The organism is Tatumella sp. JGM94 (assembly GCF_018257595.1).
GTDB lineage: Bacteria > Pseudomonadota > Gammaproteobacteria > Enterobacterales > Enterobacteriaceae > Tatumella > Tatumella punctata.
In genome coordinates this window covers 1-17072 of sequence record NZ_JAERJN010000013.1, presented here as the reverse complement: position 1 = coordinate 17072, position 17072 = coordinate 1, and the positions used below count along the sequence as shown (strand labels likewise).

The 17072-nt window shown below is 43.1% G+C and carries 9 protein-coding genes; 8 read left to right on the top strand and 1 reads right to left on the bottom strand.

The features are described from left to right. Positions 1-4 precede the first annotated feature (4 nt). The 3 genes from tssF to tssJ are packed head-to-tail and all read left to right on the top strand — an operon-like array spanning position 5 to position 3340. Positions 5-1768 (top strand): type VI secretion system baseplate subunit TssF, encoded by a 1764-nt coding sequence (gene tssF, locus JK216_RS10270; RefSeq protein WP_212712062.1) that lies wholly within the window; start codon positions 5-7, stop codon positions 1766-1768. Next, a complete protein-coding gene (tssG, locus tag JK216_RS10265) occupies positions 1723-2826 on the top strand; it encodes a type VI secretion system baseplate subunit TssG (RefSeq protein WP_212709077.1) in 1104 nt (367 codons plus the stop codon). The genes tssF and tssG overlap by 46 nt, the downstream gene beginning before the upstream one ends. Beyond that, on the top strand, positions 2807-3340 hold the full coding sequence (gene tssJ, locus JK216_RS10260; RefSeq protein WP_212709076.1) for a type VI secretion system lipoprotein TssJ: 534 nt from the start codon (positions 2807-2809) through the stop codon (positions 3338-3340). The genes tssG and tssJ overlap by 20 nt, the downstream gene beginning before the upstream one ends. A gap of 481 nt (positions 3341-3821) precedes the next feature. Here tssJ and JK216_RS10255 read toward each other — a convergent pair whose 3' ends face one another. After that, positions 3822-5948 carry a CHAT domain-containing protein gene (locus JK216_RS10255; RefSeq protein ID WP_126125801.1) on the bottom strand — a complete coding sequence of 709 codons (2127 nt, stop codon included), beginning with the start codon at positions 5946-5948 and terminating at the stop codon, positions 3822-3824. Positions 5949-7069: 1121 nt separating this feature from the next. Between JK216_RS10255 and JK216_RS10250 the strand changes: the two genes are divergently transcribed. The 5 genes from JK216_RS10250 (at position 7070) to JK216_RS10230 (ending at position 16353) form a co-directional block, all read left to right on the top strand. After that, entirely contained in the window at positions 7070-8854 is a 1785-nt protein-coding gene (locus JK216_RS10250; protein WP_126125802.1) for an AAA family ATPase, read from the top strand. Beyond that, positions 8841-10658: an ATP-dependent helicase gene (locus JK216_RS10245; protein ID WP_212712047.1), complete on the top strand. Its 1818-nt coding sequence runs from the start codon at positions 8841-8843 to the stop codon at positions 10656-10658. The genes JK216_RS10250 and JK216_RS10245 overlap by 14 nt, the downstream gene beginning before the upstream one ends. A 954-nt stretch (positions 10659-11612) precedes the next feature. Then, positions 11613-12743, top strand: a complete 1131-nt coding sequence (locus JK216_RS10240) for an MBL fold metallo-hydrolase (protein ID WP_228459364.1) — start codon at positions 11613-11615, stop codon at positions 12741-12743. Further along, positions 12740-14179 (top strand): Hachiman antiphage defense system protein HamA, encoded by a 1440-nt coding sequence (locus JK216_RS10235; protein ID WP_212712046.1) that lies wholly within the window; start codon positions 12740-12742, stop codon positions 14177-14179. The genes JK216_RS10240 and JK216_RS10235 overlap by 4 nt, the downstream gene beginning before the upstream one ends. Continuing rightward, a complete protein-coding gene (locus tag JK216_RS10230; RefSeq protein ID WP_228459365.1) occupies positions 14176-16353 on the top strand; it encodes a DEAD/DEAH box helicase in 2178 nt (725 codons plus the stop codon). The genes JK216_RS10235 and JK216_RS10230 overlap by 4 nt, the downstream gene beginning before the upstream one ends. Positions 16354-17072: the final 719 nt, after the last annotated feature.

Genomic DNA, 17072 nt, shown 5'->3' with positions numbered 1-17072 from the left:
ATCAATGGAAGATCTGACCCTGCGCTATTTCGATGCAGAAATGCGCTACCTGCGTGAAGCCGCGAAAGAGTTCGCACAAGCCCATCCGGATCGTGCCGCGATGCTGGACCTGGATAAGGCCGGAACCCCCGATCCCTATGTTGAACGCCTGCTTGAAGGGTTTGCCTTCTCAATGGGGCGACTGCGCGAAAAAATTGACGATGACCTGCCGGAACTGACTGAAGGTCTGGTCAGCATGCTCTGGCCACACTACCTGCGCACCATTCCGTCTCTCTCGGTGGTGGCGTTTACCCCGGTACTCTCTGCCATGAAAATGGCGGAAGTGGTGCCCGCGGGTCTTGAGGTATATTCCCGTCCGCTAGGGCCTGAAAACACGGTCTGTCGTTACCGTACCACCCGGCAGGTAATGCTCAACCCTCTGGCTATTTCGGGCATTACCATGACCACTGAGCCGGATGGTCGTTCGCTGCTGCAGCTGCGTTTTGCCTGCAGCACTCAGGCGGACTGGTCCCATACTGATCTCAGCCGCCTGAGCCTGTACCTCGGGGCCGAGGCGCCCGTCAGCAGCCAGCTGCACCTGATGCTGACCAAACGGCAGGCGGCCCTGTATATGCATCTTCCAGGGCAGAGCGACCGCATCCGGCTTGACGGGTATTTCTCGCCGGGGGGATTTGCAGAGGAAGACGGGCTGTGGCCGAAGGGCGATACCGCCTTCAGTGGTTACCAGCTGCTGCTGGAGTATTTCACCTTCCGCGACAAGTTTATGTTCGTCCACCTTAACGGGCTGGACGGTATTACCCTGCCTCAGGGGACGGGGTACTTCGATATTGAAGTGGTGTTCAGTACGCTGTGGCCATCAGACCTGCCGGTCACCGATGACGCGGTTCGTCTGCACTGTGTACCGGTAATTAATCTTTTTACTCTGGAGGCGGACCCGCTCACTATCTCTGGCCTTGAAAGCGAGTACCTGCTGCGGCCTAAACGTCTGCAGGACGGACATACTGAGATTTACTCCGTCGATTCGGTCACCGGCTCAGGCCGCACCAGTGATGCCGAATACGTACCGTTCAGCAGCTTCCGTCACAAGGGCGGGATGATGCGTCGCCATGCCCCTCCACGTTACTACCACACCCGGGTAAAGCGCAGCGTGACCGGACTGTATGACACCTGGCTTATTCCCGGCGGGCACCAGTGGGAAAATGACCGACTGTTTGAGCGCGAAGCCGTCTCGCTGCAAATTACTGGTACCAACGGCCAGTTACCGCGCAGAGCACTGCAGAGCACGCTTCTGGACCTCTGTGAACAGGTGATGGATACGCCACTGACGGTGCGCAACCTCTGCAAGCCGACGCTGCCGGTATACCCGCCTGTGGAAGACCGTTTCCACTGGCGGGTACTGAGTCACCTTGGCTCCGGATTCCTGAACATGATGAGCACCGCCGAAGTGCTGCGCGGGACGCTGGCGCTGTATAACTGGCAGGAAGATGAACTGAATACCCGTCGTCTGGAAGCGATTCAGCAGGTGACGCATCACCGGTTACAGCGTTTCGAACAGGGCTATCTGCTGCGCGGGCTGGATATCGAAGTGATCCTCGACAGCAACGGATTTACGGGGGAGGGCGACATCCATTTGTTTGGTGAAATGCTCAACCGCTTCTTTGCGCTTTATGCTGACATGAATCAGTTTAATCAGCTGACGCTTATCGTACAGCCAGAAGGAAAATGTATCCGGTGGAAAGAAAATCACAGTCCGCGCCTGCCCGGCTGATGGCGCAGCTACGGCAGTACCTGCCGTATATAAACTTTTATCGCTTTTGCCAGGTACTGGAGCAGAGCCAGCCGGATAAGCCGGTTATTGGCAGCAGCTGGCAGGTTCGTCAGGAGCCGGTACGTTTCCGGCCCCACCCGGGGATGGGCTTCCCGGCTTCCGAAATCAAAGGCATGGAGCTGCCAGAACATCCCCGGCTGCCACCCACGGTGCGCATCACCTTTATGGGACTCTACGGCGTGGAGTCCCCGCTGCCGACGCACTATATCGATGACATCACCCAGCGGCGGGAAGGGTACGAAGCCACTGCAGATTTCCTCGATATCTTCAACCACCGGTTGATTGCCCAGTACTATCGCATCTGGCGTAAATACTCTTACCCGGCGACCTTCGAAGCGGGCGGCAGGGACAAAACCTCGCAGTATCTGCTGGGGCTGGCCGGGCTCGGGGTTGACGGCTGTACGGACAGTATCGCGGCACCGGCCTCACGCTTTCTGGCGCTGCTGCCGGCCATGTTGCTGCCCGGACGGACTTCAGAGGGAATGGTCGCGCTGGTGCGTCTGCTGGCACCCAACACCCGGGCGAAAATCTGGCACCATGACAAACGCAGTGTGCCGCTGAAAAAGCCCCTGACTATGAGCGTGCGTCAGCCTGTTACCCTGGTAAACCGTCCGGTGATGGGCAACTATGCCACCGATGTTAACAGCCAGGTGCTGATGTGCCTGACGACCACACACCCTGCTGAAGTTCAGGGCTGGTTGCCGGGCGGCGATCTTCACACCGACCTGATGGCGCTGCTGCATGTCTATCTCGGGTCACGGCTCGACGTCCGCCTGCAACTGTGTGTCGCTCGCAGTCTGCTGCCTGATGCGATCATAAGCAGTAACCCGAAGGCGGGGGCGGTGCAGCTGGGCCGCACGGCTGTGATGCGACCGCTGAATGCGGCTAACAGTGCATTACACCTTAACACAATCACTATTAACCCGGGCCGCTATCAACGGGTTCAGGAAAATCTGCACCGCAGGGAGACCGATGAATATGGCGAATACCGCTGGTAAATTTCCCCTGGCTGCGCTGGCCGCGTGTATCACACTGATACTGGCGGGCTGTGGGCTGACGCAAAAAGTGACAGACGGCACCGTTGCCGTGACCAAATCGATTTTTTATAAGCAGATAAAAACCCTGCATCTGGATATTCGCGCCCGCGAGGCCGTTAACAGCAATGCTGGCGGGGTTGCACTATCGACGGTGGTGCGGATTTATCAACTTAAAGACCGCAAAACATTTGATACGACGGACTATCCGTCACTGTTTAACTATGACAGTCAGGCCATCAGGGCAGACCTGGTCGCGGAGAAAGATATCCGCCTGCAGCCGGGGGGCGCGGTAACGGTCGATATGCCGATGGAGGAAGACGCGCAGTACGTGGCAGTGGCCGGGATGTTTATGGCGCCGGACCAGATAAACAACAGCTGGCGTGTGGTTCTGGGCCGGGATGCTCTCGACCCGGATAAGGCCCGTGTTATCGAGGCGGGGAACAACCGCTTAATGTTAATACCAGTGAAGGAGTAGCACTGCCGCAGTTTGTTTCAGGACAGACATGATCTGACTGCCGGTAAAACGTGCTTTCTGCAGAGAATCATCCCCGGTTCAGATTACGGGAAAATTCTGCGTATAAACACACCGGTTTTTCGGGGGATTACCGTATAGCTTCGGGTGTTTTTTAACAGATGTGAGTAGACGCAGGGAAAGGGATAACCAATTGATAAAAAGCAAAAAACCAGATCTCCGCAGACATCTGGTTTCTTTAAAATGGCTCCTCTGACTGGGATCGCTTTTACCAGTAACTGGCTAATAATTAAGCTAATCCTGAATTACCCTTTTGTCAAGACCACCAGAATGACCACCAATTGAAGCTGGTGATCATTCTGGTACATTTGGTTCTCGCTTCTTAATTCATGAAGATTGGGTTGTTGTACGGCTTGAACCAATCTCCTTTGTATTCTAAGATCTACAGGTTGTTTTATCTTCTGATTCTATATAAGTAAGTTTTTTATTCTATGCTTATATCTTCTGCAGAAATTAAAATTTTTTCAGGAGAGCCTATTTGCACATAGTTCAGGCATTCAGCAAACAAGAAGTGGTTATTAAGTTCATCACTAATTTGGTTTTTAGATAGGTCTGTTAAATTTTCAAAGAAATAATAAACCCCATCTAAAAAATCGTGAGGGTGATTTTCTAATGCAATATTTATGTGATTTCGTAATTCTATTAATATGGAGTTGTCATTAATCTTATACTTTCTGAAAATGTACATTAAGAAATAATCAAAATAAACTCGGCGATTAAGTCCCGTAATGAACTCTGACCACCTTAAACTTTTTTTTGTGGATAAAATTCTTTCAGGTAAATAGTATCTTAAGCGTTTATATAATCGTCCTATATAGATTGCCGCATCTCTGCTTAATATGGGGTATGTACTAGCCAGTACCGTTTTTGCGCCTGCACATAGAAAAGCATTTGCTGCATTGAAATGATTTCTATCGGCTGGGCTTGTATCACAAGCACTTAATACGACTATTGGTGGGATATTTGCTAAACTCATTAATTCATAAGGGTACAAAATTTCACCAGATAACTCAAGGAATCCATGCCCATTACAGTCATGTCCACCGTGCATATCGAATATCACAAGAGCGAATTCAAAGGAATTCAAAGCGTCCACTAGCTCATTTTTATTTGTGACATCTTTAAATATCACTTCCATTTCAAAGTTCGGGATGTAAGACCCCTTACTAGAAACTTTTTCATTGACTACAGAATTAATTCTAGGGTCGTTGCATTCTTTTAATACCCGATGCAATTCATTTTTTATATCATTACTTATATGGTCCCCAGTTTTAAAGGAGCTGATGACTAATATTTTTTTAAAACTATCTATACTCATTGAAAATTCGTTATTATTAAGAAGGATGTTTTGTTTTATAAAACCTGGGGTGTTGAATATACGACTTGCGTTATGCCTTATCATCAACGGTAAGCCATTTACATTAGTCCATTCCAAAGGGAAGTTTGAGATTATTTTTATATTCTTATTTAATGTGTTAGAAAAATAATCAAACATAGTGTCAGATTTATCAATTACTTCAGATGAGAAAGTCTTTATCATTTTTTGTATTTTTGATATGTTATTATTTCTAATATTTTTACCAATGTCTGAAACTAAGCTGAAAAGATCATTGTTGCATATTCTTATTTTTATTTCTGGAGTTAATGTCGAAGAAGCATAAATGGATGATAATAGACTGTTGAAATATAACTCATTCCGATATTTAGTGATATAATTGTTATAATGTAAACTATCAATGTCTGTTGTTGTTTTAGCATATGAGATTGAGTCGGAAATCAGCTCGTAGTCTATGGTTTGATTTTTCATTAATGTATGCTTTGAGTATTTCTTTGCATTTATAGAATACTCCAGATCAATGGTAAAATCAGTGATTAAATAATCTGCACTTGGTATTGATAATTCAATGTGCATGTTGTTTTTTATTTCATTCTTAATGTGATTTATAAGATTGATTGATGTTTCAATATTTTTATTTTTGTCTTTATTACAAATGTTTTTAGGTTTAAAAATGAGATTTATTGATTCTAATGTTTTTATATTGCAAAAGGTAGAAATATTCTCGTCTATGTTAATATCGGTTTCTATGTGTTCTTGTTTATAAGTATCAGGTAGGTTGGTATAAACCGAATCTTGTTCTTTAATTTTGGAGAAGAAAAAATTTCTCAGTACGTCGATATTAATTTCTTCATGTATGATGTTATTCTCAATTGCAATGTTTTGATTTATTGAGATATATAGTATAGTATCGCATTTTTTCTCCGCGTTGGGGAATTCTTCATCTATGAAAACAACTTTAAAAATATAAGGTAAGTTTTCAATTTCATTATAATCTTTTATGAAATGTATTACTCTTCCGGGGTATATGCCGCTAGTTCTTATTTTTATCTTCTCTTCTTTCTCGCAAAGTAATTCTGGTATGCTTATTGGTAAGTTATTAACCCTTTCTAATAAAGGTGATAATTTAAGTAGGTAATTAGATGATCTTAGAAAAAAAGACTCTCCCTCGTTTTTATCTATTATAATATAACAAATGCTGAATTTATTTTTCATTTAAAGACTCCTTCTGCTAAGTTATTCTGTAATAAATTATCTGGTTGAATATTTCATTGTAAATTAACTGGCTACAAATTTTAGTTATTATGACATTTTGAAATGTATAAGTATAGGTTTTGTATTCAAAAATGAAACGTAGCCATGCAAGTATCTACCCTGTGTAAGACAGTGTTTAAGAAGCTTTGTTGTCTGTACAGTATTAGACGTGGGCATCCTTACACATATCTTGTTATTTTAGATCCAGTTTTCCACTAATGGTAATTTTTCAAGTGCCAGAAGTTACTTTTCCTTTACCCTGTGGCATTGATAAACCGCATCTTGCGGTTTTCCACTAACACTATCATCATAGTTGGTATCCAACTGTTGATATTGAAGGTTTTTTATGAACGACTAATATTTAGTGGACAAATAAGGCGTAAATCCCCAAGCAATTAAAATTTTTTCGACATTAAGTAAGTAGTACTTTCATTTGAAGAAATTACTCCCTGCCAAGCTGAGTCTCTAAAATATTTAGCAGGATAGGAGGCAGCATGCACGCTATAGACATGAGGGTTTAGAACCATTATACCTGATGTCCTGAGAAACATTGACCTACTCCCAGTTGATATTGTGCCGTTTCGCAGAGTTGATAGCCGCTTCGCCTTAGCGCGCCTCGCAGACCGTCACCAACGGTAGCGCGGGAGTCTTCCGGCAATGCCACGCCGGTTACCTGCAATATCAGGCCGAGCTGCGCTACATCAGGTGCCAGCTTTAAAAGAGTGTAGTGCCCATACGGTACGTCGGGAATAAACCGGGCTCAGCATTTTCAAGCACAGGAGAAACATCCTTAGTGGGGGAAGGCAGGGGAGGCGAGGAGGTTGTCGCGCAACCACTGAGCAAGGCAGTGACGACAAAAAGTCGCTTTGTGAGATGGATCATAGGCATGGTTTAGCTCTCTGTTACGATGAACTTTTACCTTCGTCGGACGAATAGATTTGATCAGCAAAAAATGTGCAATGGCCAAAAACCGTTTTGATCGCAACTGTACCCCTCAGCAGATTTGGTCGTGCTAGGCAGTCTCTTGCGGTTTGAAGTCTACTCTTATTTTGGAAGATAATCAGAAAGATAGGGAGGCAGTTATGCGGATTTCCCGAATTCGGTTAATTAATTTCGCCAACTTCTCTGACGTTGATGTTGAAACGGGTGAGAGTATTGTTATTGTTGGTGAAAACAAGGTTGGCAAGAGCAATTTTATTCGCGGCCTGCAGCTGATTCTTGACCCAGGGTTGTCTGAGCGTGACCGTCAACTGGGTTTTGAACATTTTTGGGATGGATTGGGCGAAGAAAAATTGGGGGAGACCATCGAAATTTCAGTGGATCTTACTGATTTTACTGACGATCCCCGATTGATGGCCCACCTGAATGACTGTGTCCTTAATCCGGGGCCTCCGATGGTGGCCCGTCTTACCTATCGCTTTCAGCCCAAAACCGGGTTAAATCGAGCTCCTGAGTCGTTAAAAGATTATGAGTATGTGATCTTCGGTGGCGCTGATCCTGACATGCATATTGGTGGTGCGTTTCGCCGTATGTTACCCATCGATGTTCAAGGCGCGTTGCGTGATGCCGAGAAGGATCTTTCAAGCTGGCGTAATTCACCCTTAAGACCACTTATTGAAGAACTATCCGCATCTCTGGACGACGAGACTCGTGAGGAGATTCAAACCCAGGTTGATGAGGCTCAGCGGGAACTGGCTAATCATGATGAGGTGGCAGCAACAGCCGAACGAATTAGCGAACGGTTGGTTGCTATCGCAGGTGAGCAACATGCCGTTCCGCTATCGTTAGGACTTGCACCGACTCGCGTTGATGCGCTACTACGTAGCCTGCGCTTACTGCTTGACAGTGGCATTCGTGGCATTGGCGATGCCAGTCTGGGGACGGCTAATCTGATTTTTCTGGCCCTGAAAAGCCTCGAACTTGATCGTCTTGTTGATGATGGAGAACGAGACCATACGTTTTTCGTAGTTGAGGAGCCGGAAGCGCACCTGCATCCGCACGTACAGCGTCTGGTGTACCGTTATTTCCTGGGTACTGATGGGGGGAATGATGATGAAGGGACGCCACTGACAACGATCCTGACCACCCACTCCCCACATATTGCCAGCGTCACGCCTGTCAGATCTATCGTTCTGCTGCGTTATGACTCAGAGGACGAGAAGACAATTGCTGTTTCAACTGCGAACGCACCGTTTTCGCGGCGGGACGAAGATGATTTGCAGCGCTATATTGACGTCACCCGTGGTGAAATATTCTTTTCACGTGGTGTAATCCTGGTGGAAGGAGATGCCGAACGTTATCTTGTCCCGGCATTCGCCGATGCTCTTGATATTCCCCTCGATATGCTTGGGATCACGGTGTGCTCCATCGGTGGAACAAATTTCACTCCGTATGTGAAGCTATTGGGGCCACACGGGCTCAATATTCCGCATGTGATTCTGACAGATCGCGATCCTATAGCGGGTAGAGAGCCTCTGGTTCGTAGAAGACTTATCAATATGTTAGGCGTACTTGAGGGAGATGTTGACCATGATGATATGGATACCGATGAGGTGATTGCACGTGCTGGGGAGTATGGATGCTTCGTCAATGAGATCACACTGGAGCCTGAGCTGTTTACCGGTGGATTGGCCGAAGCCATGCAGTCGGTAATTGAGCGGGAATTGTCGCTGGCGCAAGTTACCCTAGATCGGATACAGGCATGGGTGGATGACACGGACCAGCTTGATATCGTCCGGTTGTTGAAACTAATTGAGCGAATTGGCAAAGGGCGGTTCGCCCAGGCGCTGGCACCTTCGGTGTCGGAGGATAATTGCCCGAATTACATTCGTGAAGCACTGGAGTATATCTGCGATGCCGTCACGTAGTGTCAGTGCAGCCTACTTAGCTCAGGCTGCCGAGTTGGCCGGAAATCCGGGCCAGTTAGCCGCGTATCACTCCCGGGGACACTGCGTGGTGCTCGCCGGGCCAGGGAGTGGTAAGACAAAGACGCTTGTACTGAAGCTGGCCCGAATCCTGGCTGAGGATGTTCAAGCTCCACGTGGTGCGGCATGTATCACATATAGCCAAGAATGCGCACGCGAGTTAACCCGTCGTCTCGAAGCGCTAGGGCTCAGAGAGGCACCGAATCTCTTTATTGGAACCGTTCATGGGTTCTGCTTGCGCCATCTGTTGATGCCCTATGGACGACTTGCCGATCTGCCAATCCCATTTCCGCTGTCAGTAGCGTCTCAGCGCGAGAGCGAACGGTTACTTCGACAATCTGGTGACCGTCTATTTGGCGCAAACCATCCCTATAAGGCTATTGATCTCGGACGGCATCGCCGTTCGGTGTTGAATCGCAATAGCGTTGCCTGGCGTGCAGAGGAGGAGCTCGCTGCATGGGCCGAGGCCTACGAAGCAGCATTGCGGCAGCAAGGGCTAATAGACTACGACGATATGGTGATATTCGGCCAGCGTCTGATCATTGAGCATGATTGGGTTCTGCCCCTAATACAGGCGAAATTTCCGATCCTTGCTGTGGATGAATATCAGGATTTGGGCGTGGCGCTCCACCGTATGGTTAAACGCCTGGCTTTCGAGGGAGGCGTACGCTTATTTGCTGTGGGTGATGCAGACCAATCGATTTACGGTTTCACTGGTGCCGATGGTGCGTTACTCCTAGAACTGGCAGGCAGGAGAGACGTTGAAACAGTTCGGCTCCAGTTGAACTATAGATCAGGGGCGGGCATCGTCAATGCATCGGAGATGGTGTTGGGTGAGGTTCGTGGTTATCGAGCAAACGACCCGAACCGCCAGACAACCATTGCGTTCCAGCTGTGCCCGGATGGTTTGGTGGATCAGGCTGTCCATGCTGTCGCGCAGATTATTCCTGCTGCGTTGGCCGCTAAGCCGGGTCGAACGCTGGGTGACATCGCCATTCTGTACAAGGACTACCATGCCGGCGATGTGGTGGCCGATGCGGTGACAGCTGGGGGTTTTGATTACATTCGTGTGGACACCGCAGCACCTTATCGCAAGGTTACCTTGACGAGCTGGGTGGAGGATTGCGCGGCATGGTGTGCTGGCGGCTGGCGTATTGGGCACCCTCAACTGCGCGGATTGATAGACCGTTATATAGCATTTCATCGGGCAAGGCTGGATGATGCATGCGCCCGGCGTAAGGGGCAAGAATTAACTAGGCTGCTTTGGGCACTTCGTGCAGACCAACATCCTGCGTGCGATTTTGTCGCGTCTTTGCGCAACGGTCTCGTTGATTCCCTGCTGGCAACTGAGCCGTCGCTTTCTGATCAGGCTGAGCAACTAGATCGCATGACTGCTGCACTTGCCGAAGGCGGTACGTTAGCGATGTTGGATATCACGAGCCTAGGTGGTCGTGACGGTTCACCTGAGCACCTCAATTTGCTGACACTTCACTCAGCAAAAGGTTGCGAATATGACGTGGTCATCATGGTCGGCTTAGATCTGGGGAATTTGCCGTGGCGCAATGAGACGCCAGAGAAGCTGCGTGAAAGCCGTCGTCTTTTCTATGTAGGGCTGACCCGCGCACGGGACGAGGTGCATATGCTGTATTCCGGTTTTGTTGATGGTCGCTACGGCCCTATGCGTCTAGGGCGTTCCCCATTTCTGGATGAACTGGAGGAGCGAATGCGAGGGGCCGGTTTGCAGTAGTCGGGAATAAATGCGTGATCGAATCTGTGGAAAGCCAGTAAAAGAAAATGCCGGTGATCGCGCCGCCTTCCAATACTCAACCTAAGGAACCATGCATCTTCCATATTTTAGTCCACCGAGCAGGCAAATCATCACCTGCGAATGAAATTGGATCGAAAATGGTTTGCTACATGCTGAAAGCGCTGAAAAACGACAAATGCTGTAATTTCAAAGCCGCCATCGTGGCATCGAAAATGAATCGTAATTTTATGGACAAAATAAGATTCTGTTAGCGATTCACCAATCAAAAAAATCAAATCAAAAACCCTGCTCAGCTTTACCTGAGTGGGCACTTCAAACTAGTCTTCTATGACTGGGATCGCTGTTGCCATTAAGAGGCTAATAAGTAAGCTAAATTTGAATTGCTAAGATGTCAATACCACCAAAATGACCGCCTTAATTGAATGCGAAAATGCGGTTATAGTCTGATTACTTTTTCAAAAAAAATGGCTGAACAATAAATTCTTTAATTAACTGAAATATACAGTGTTTTTATCCATTCCATCCCCAAGCAATCTGTAGTTAAGTGTTCATTACGGACATAAATTGTCTAGCTTGTTTCCTATCTGCAATAACTGTAAAGAACAGCGAACGCGAGAATTCAAACGCTAATGTTAAAAGGATAAGCATAGAGTCAGCCTAAGGTACACTAAGACAAAGGGGCTAGGTTGTATAAGTTAGATTGCCACTGATCATAACTGGTGAAAAAATTAACTTAATCATGATTCAATTTCGTTTATGACCCTCTAGCGAGAAAATCACACATCAAAACTGATGAAAAATAATTCGAGAATCATTAAGCTCATCTCATGGTTTTGAATGGAAAGCAATAGGGAATTGTGATAAAAATGTACAACGAAGGTTGAATTAAATATTAAAAACTCTTAACTATAAGATTTATAAGGTTTTTATGATATGAATGTCTTTTTAAATGACGCTGGTAATGGTGATTGCATAATAGTAGAAACACCAAGCACAAAAATCATGATTGATGGAGGAACTGCTTCCTCTTACAAGCTCTGGGGTTGTAACTTGGACAGATTGAGTGAAATTGATGCTTTGTTTGTAACACACATTGATAATGATCATGTTAATGGTTTAATTTGCATGTTTGACAAAAGGTGTCATCCGGTTATAAAAGAGGTCTTCTTCAATGGAATTGAGCAATTAACTAATTCCAAACTGATAGAGGGAAGCATTTCTCATAAGGAATCATTTACACTTGACACAATGATATCAAACTTCTCAGATCTTGATGAAGGAGGAGTAGATATAGGATTTTCAGAGGGGACTTCTCTTTCATATTTATTGAAAACACTTAATTATAAAATCAATGAGAGATTTAATGGTAAAGCAATAACAACAGCGACGGTTCCAAATGAATTTTCTATAGGAGACATTACAATTGAAATAATTGGTCCGACCGAACAAAGTATTGAGAGAATTAAAGAAAGTTGGTTAGAGGTTTTCTCAGAATATGATCTAAAAATGAAAGGGTTGCATAAAAAACATAGTGTCGCATTTGAGAGGTATATCGAAAGTCTAAGGCATGAATTCGATTATAGCGATATATGCGAAGAGACGGGTGACAGCATCGAAGTATTGGCTGGTAGAGAGTTTACTGATGATAACTCTTTAAATAATATGAGTAGCATATCTTTTTTAGCAACTAGTGGCGGCAAGAAAATATTATTTCTGGCAGATAGTGATGCTAGGACAATATTAGAATGGATGGATCGTAAAGGGTATGAAACAATCGAAGTGGATGCAGTTAAGTTACCACATCATGGTAGTAAACATAATTATAATAAAAATTTATTAGAAAGGGTGCGCTGCAAAAAATATTTAATTAGCACCAATGGGAATAAACATTCACATCCAGATGTTGAAACTTTAGCTCGAATTGTAAGATATTCAAAAATACAACCAGTGGATATTTATATTAATCACACTATCGAACACATAGACGAAAAATTTAAAGAAACTTTCTCAAGCTATAGTCCAGAGTCAAATATTTTTTTCAATGAAAAAGAGATTTTTATATGAAAATGGATGATTACCCTAAAGATAAAGTATATATATTTAAATCTCAAAAAGGCGCTTCAATTCGCAGGGGTACATGTTTTAGTATTAGCAATAGAATAGTTTTAACTGCTAAACATACAGTTGAACTAGACGGTGAGTATAGTCTGTTTTTATCACCGGATGACTTTGTATCTGGAGCAGAAGTTAAGTTAAAGTTGCTTGCTGGGTATAATAATGCACAAACTGACTTTGTCCTGCTAGAGTGTGTTGACCATGAATTTTCATCATTTATACAAGCTGGAGTAGTGGATTTAGAAATTGATGAGAGAATACATGTTTTTGGATTTCCTGTAGAAAAAAATCAAATTCCAGCGGCTTTTTCATCAGCTGTTAGCAGTTTAACCGGAAATATAAATACAGCTAAGCACAGCTTTGAAATTGCTCAAGTTTCAACAGTATCAAATTATAAAGGAATGTCGGGTTCTCCCGTGCTCTTTAATGGTTATGTAGTAGGAATGTTGATTGTGCAACAGGGTAGTACAACATTGCATGTATTATCCATTTCTGACATATATACTAATCTTGGCGTATCATACAATAACTTCCGATTACAAGCGTCAGTACGTGAGGAGATCGAGTATATTCCCCCTGAACACCCCGATACACCATTTGAAATATGTATTGATTGCAATAAAACTGTTCCAAATGTTAAAGGGGTTGACATTGGATTTGAATATAATGAATGGAGAAAAAGCGATCTTATCGAGTTTACAAAAGATTGGTTAATTGACTATTCTTTAACTGCACAGCATAAGAAAGCCATCGGCAATCGGCCTGCAAAACAACTTGCAGAGGCCATTAAAAAGTACCCAATTGATGACCAAAATGCATTAGGTGATCTTTTTCTGCATATGGCAATTAGACAAACTCACAAAACTATCCCCGTAATCAACGGCGTATACCATATTAATGGTGAGCTGTTGTTTTCATGCTCGCATATAGTTATTAATGGTGGGGAAATTGAATTATGGCTTGGTGCTTCATCAATAAAAGACACTATGAATGAAGCTATATTATCTGTTATAGATAATATTAATAATTTGATCAGTGTTAATGAAATTAAAACAAGGTTCCTAGTAATTACATCGGAAATAGATGAGGATTGGCCTTTCAAAGATAAATTACGTAAGCTTGCTAACAACCAAATCCCTATAGAGAGTCGTGTAGATAAAATAATTCTTCCAATATTTATCGTGAATTCCAGTGAAATAATAAAAAACTATAAAAAAACTGATTTTTTAATAAAGTTTAGAGAAGAGATTGAAAGTTGCCGAACGTTGTTATCATCAGGATATACTAACAAAATTATTCAATTAATAGATGTAAGGGTTTTTCTGTTCCCTGTAGACGACATCGTTTCGTTGTATGATGATTTTAAAAAGGAAGTTTCAAAATGAACATTGATAAGTATAACTATTTAAAAGGTGAAATAAATGATGAGAGCGGTGTTTGGTTAGATATAATTCTCGAGTTGATTAATGAATATAATAAGCATGTAAATCATTTCTTAATTCAAGATTTAGTTTTGCGAATGCTTGATAAAAAAGAGTTATTCAGTTCAAATGTTAATTTATTAAATAGATTGGTTCTGGAGTTAGGGTTGTTTCCCTATGTTGAAAGTAAGGAACTAGATTTTAAAACTAAGTTAGGAATGGATGTTTTTTTATCTCCAATAAGCAAAGGAACTACATTTCACGTTAAACAAGCCGAAATCTATTACAGGATTATTAATGGCGAGAATATTGTTTTAAGTGCTCCTACAAGCTTTGGTAAGAGCCTCATAATTGATGCTTTAATCAGTTCACAAACCTTCAATAATATTGTTGTGGTTGTGCCGACAATAGCATTGATGGATGAGCTTAAGAAAAAGTTTCATAAACACAGTTCAAGATTCAAAATAATAACGCAGTCCAATCAAAATACTGCTGAAAGGAACATTTTTATCTACACGCAAGAGAGAGTAATCGAACGTGATTTTGAAAATATAAAGGTTGATTTTTTTATCATAGATGAGTTTTATAAACTTGCACCTAATAGTGATACAGATTACCGATGCGATAGGTTAAACATTGCATTCCATAAATTGTATAAAAAATGCAAAAGATTTTATATGCTTGGTCCAAATATTGATGGGATTATGGATGGGCTTGAAGATGATCTTAATTGTTCTTTTGTGAAGTTTGATAAATATAAAACGGTAGCGGCTGATGAGTTCTATTATGAATTAGAGTCAGATGGTAAAGATGAATTGGTGGATATAGAGAGAGATAAACATTTAATAAAAATATTAAGCACTATTAACCAAGATGAACAAACGGTCATTTATTGTAAGTCTCCTAAACGCGCTAATGTTTTGATGTCAAAGATACTGTCAATGGGACATACCGATAGATGCAAAGATAATGAAGCATTTACTAAATGGTTGAGAGGTAATTACCATCCTGAATGGAATTTAGCGAATGCCATAGACTATGGTATAGCATGCCACCACGCAAAACTTCCTAGAGCAATTGGCTCGTTTCTTGTTGATTTGTTCAATAAAAAAAGAGTTTCTATTTTGGTTTGTACATCAACCCTCATTGAAGGGGTAAATACTAATGCTAAGAATGTTATAATTTATGATGATTGTATCACTGGCAGAACAAAACTAGACTCCTTTACTTTTAATAACATCTCAGGAAGGAGTGGCAGAATGTTCGAGCACTTTGTCGGAAAAATTCACATTATAGGTAATAGACCAAACCAACAATTGCCATTAATTGACATACCTATCATTACTCAGAGTGATAATGCCTCTGATTCTATGCTTCTCCAAATACAAAATGACTTATCAGAAAATAGTTTATCTAAAATATTTAAATATACACATCAGCAAATTTTACCAATTGAATTGATTAATAAACATCAAGGTGTTCCGCCTGAAAGGTTATTAACATTTGCAGAGGCTTTGATGGACCATTGTGGAAAATGGCATAAGGATATGGTGTGGGATTCGCTTTACCCAACAAAAAATCAGCTTAATCATTTATGTGAGATTTTGTTCAGATATTTTTCTTTGTCAAGAATGGGGAATGGAGCTGTCAAGTCAGCATCTCAACTTCACACAAGGCTGAGATCTATCATGAATCATGATAGTGACCTAAAGTTGATTGATGATGAATATTCTTATTGGATAAAACGTAATTCAAATTATACTGCAGATGATGCAGTTCAAGTTATTTTTGATTTCAAAAGAAACTTAGTTAGTTATAATCTCCCTAAGATAATTCTCGCGATCAATGATATCCAGAAATTGATTTTTTCAAGGTTTAATTATACTTTTGGTGATTATACAGGTTTTTGTCATGCCTTAGAAGCTCACTTTGAAATCCCTACGCTGGTGACACTTGAAGAATTTGGTATTCCAATGCAAATATCTAAAAAAATCACAAAATTAGCTGGCGTTACCAGTGATGATGATATCGATAAAGCTTTAGGGAAAATAAAGAAATTTTCACGGGAGAATAGTGTTTCTAATTTTTTAGATGATTTTGAAAGTTCGCTTTTAGAAAGTGTAGTATATTTCTTATGAAGAGTAGGCAGCATAGCTGCCACTCAGATATTAAATTATATACTTTTCATTTATGTTTTGACTATCGTCGCTAGTCTGTGAGCGGAAGGCATATGTTGGATTTGAATTTTTACTATACAGGTTCCAGTGGGGATTTTTAATATAGGATTTTGTATTTTATTAATAAATCACTTACGTGAAGCATTGGATTGATCAGCGGCGATATTAGTAATATAACTTTCCAATAATAACAACTGCCGCTTCAAATTAGGTTTTCAGTTTCAATACTGTGTCATGTCTTAAGTCGTCATTCGTTCCATTGAACGAGTGGGTCGTTAACATGGTTCTACTACGACGTTCACACTTCACCGCTTCGGACCAAGGGGCGCTACGCCCGACTATGCAGGGGGCAGTTTTTTCTCCCGCGTGATTTCCGCTCCGTATCAACTTCCGGTTAATCGTTTCCCAACACAACCCGTCCCGCAAGGGTAAATGGCACGCATACTGCGCCCTTGCTGGCCGGAATGATGTCGGGAAAGCGAACTGTCAGGCGATACGGTAATCCCCCCATTTTTAACGGAGGCGATAAGTAGAATCAGATAAGCGTTGAATATGTTGCATTGGCGTGTAGCCGGTAAGTGTCAAGGTAGTTGTCACCCCCGATTAATTTAAGCCGCCTGTTTTTCCCGTTCCGGGTTCAACGTTACCGGACCTTCCGGCTGCCAGTTTCTCGTTTTACC

Coding starts and splice junctions, on each gene's coding strand:
- JK216_RS10235 (WP_212712046.1), top strand. CDS start 12,740: ATGAAAATGGATGATTACCCTAAAGATAAAGTATATATATTTAAATCT.
- JK216_RS10245 (WP_212712047.1), top strand. CDS start 8,841: ATGCCGTCACGTAGTGTCAGTGCAGCCTACTTAGCTCAGGCTGCCGAG.
- tssG (WP_212709077.1), top strand. CDS start 1,723: ATGTATCCGGTGGAAAGAAAATCACAGTCCGCGCCTGCCCGGCTGATG.
- JK216_RS10240 (WP_228459364.1), top strand. CDS start 11,613: ATGAATGTCTTTTTAAATGACGCTGGTAATGGTGATTGCATAATAGTA.
- tssJ (WP_212709076.1), top strand. CDS start 2,807: ATGGCGAATACCGCTGGTAAATTTCCCCTGGCTGCGCTGGCCGCGTGT.
- JK216_RS10255 (WP_126125801.1), bottom strand. CDS start 5,948: ATGAAAAATAAATTCAGCATTTGTTATATTATAATAGATAAAAACGAG.
- JK216_RS10230 (WP_228459365.1), top strand. CDS start 14,176: ATGAACATTGATAAGTATAACTATTTAAAAGGTGAAATAAATGATGAG.
- JK216_RS10250 (WP_126125802.1), top strand. CDS start 7,070: ATGCGGATTTCCCGAATTCGGTTAATTAATTTCGCCAACTTCTCTGAC.
- tssF (WP_212712062.1), top strand. CDS start 5: ATGGAAGATCTGACCCTGCGCTATTTCGATGCAGAAATGCGCTACCTG.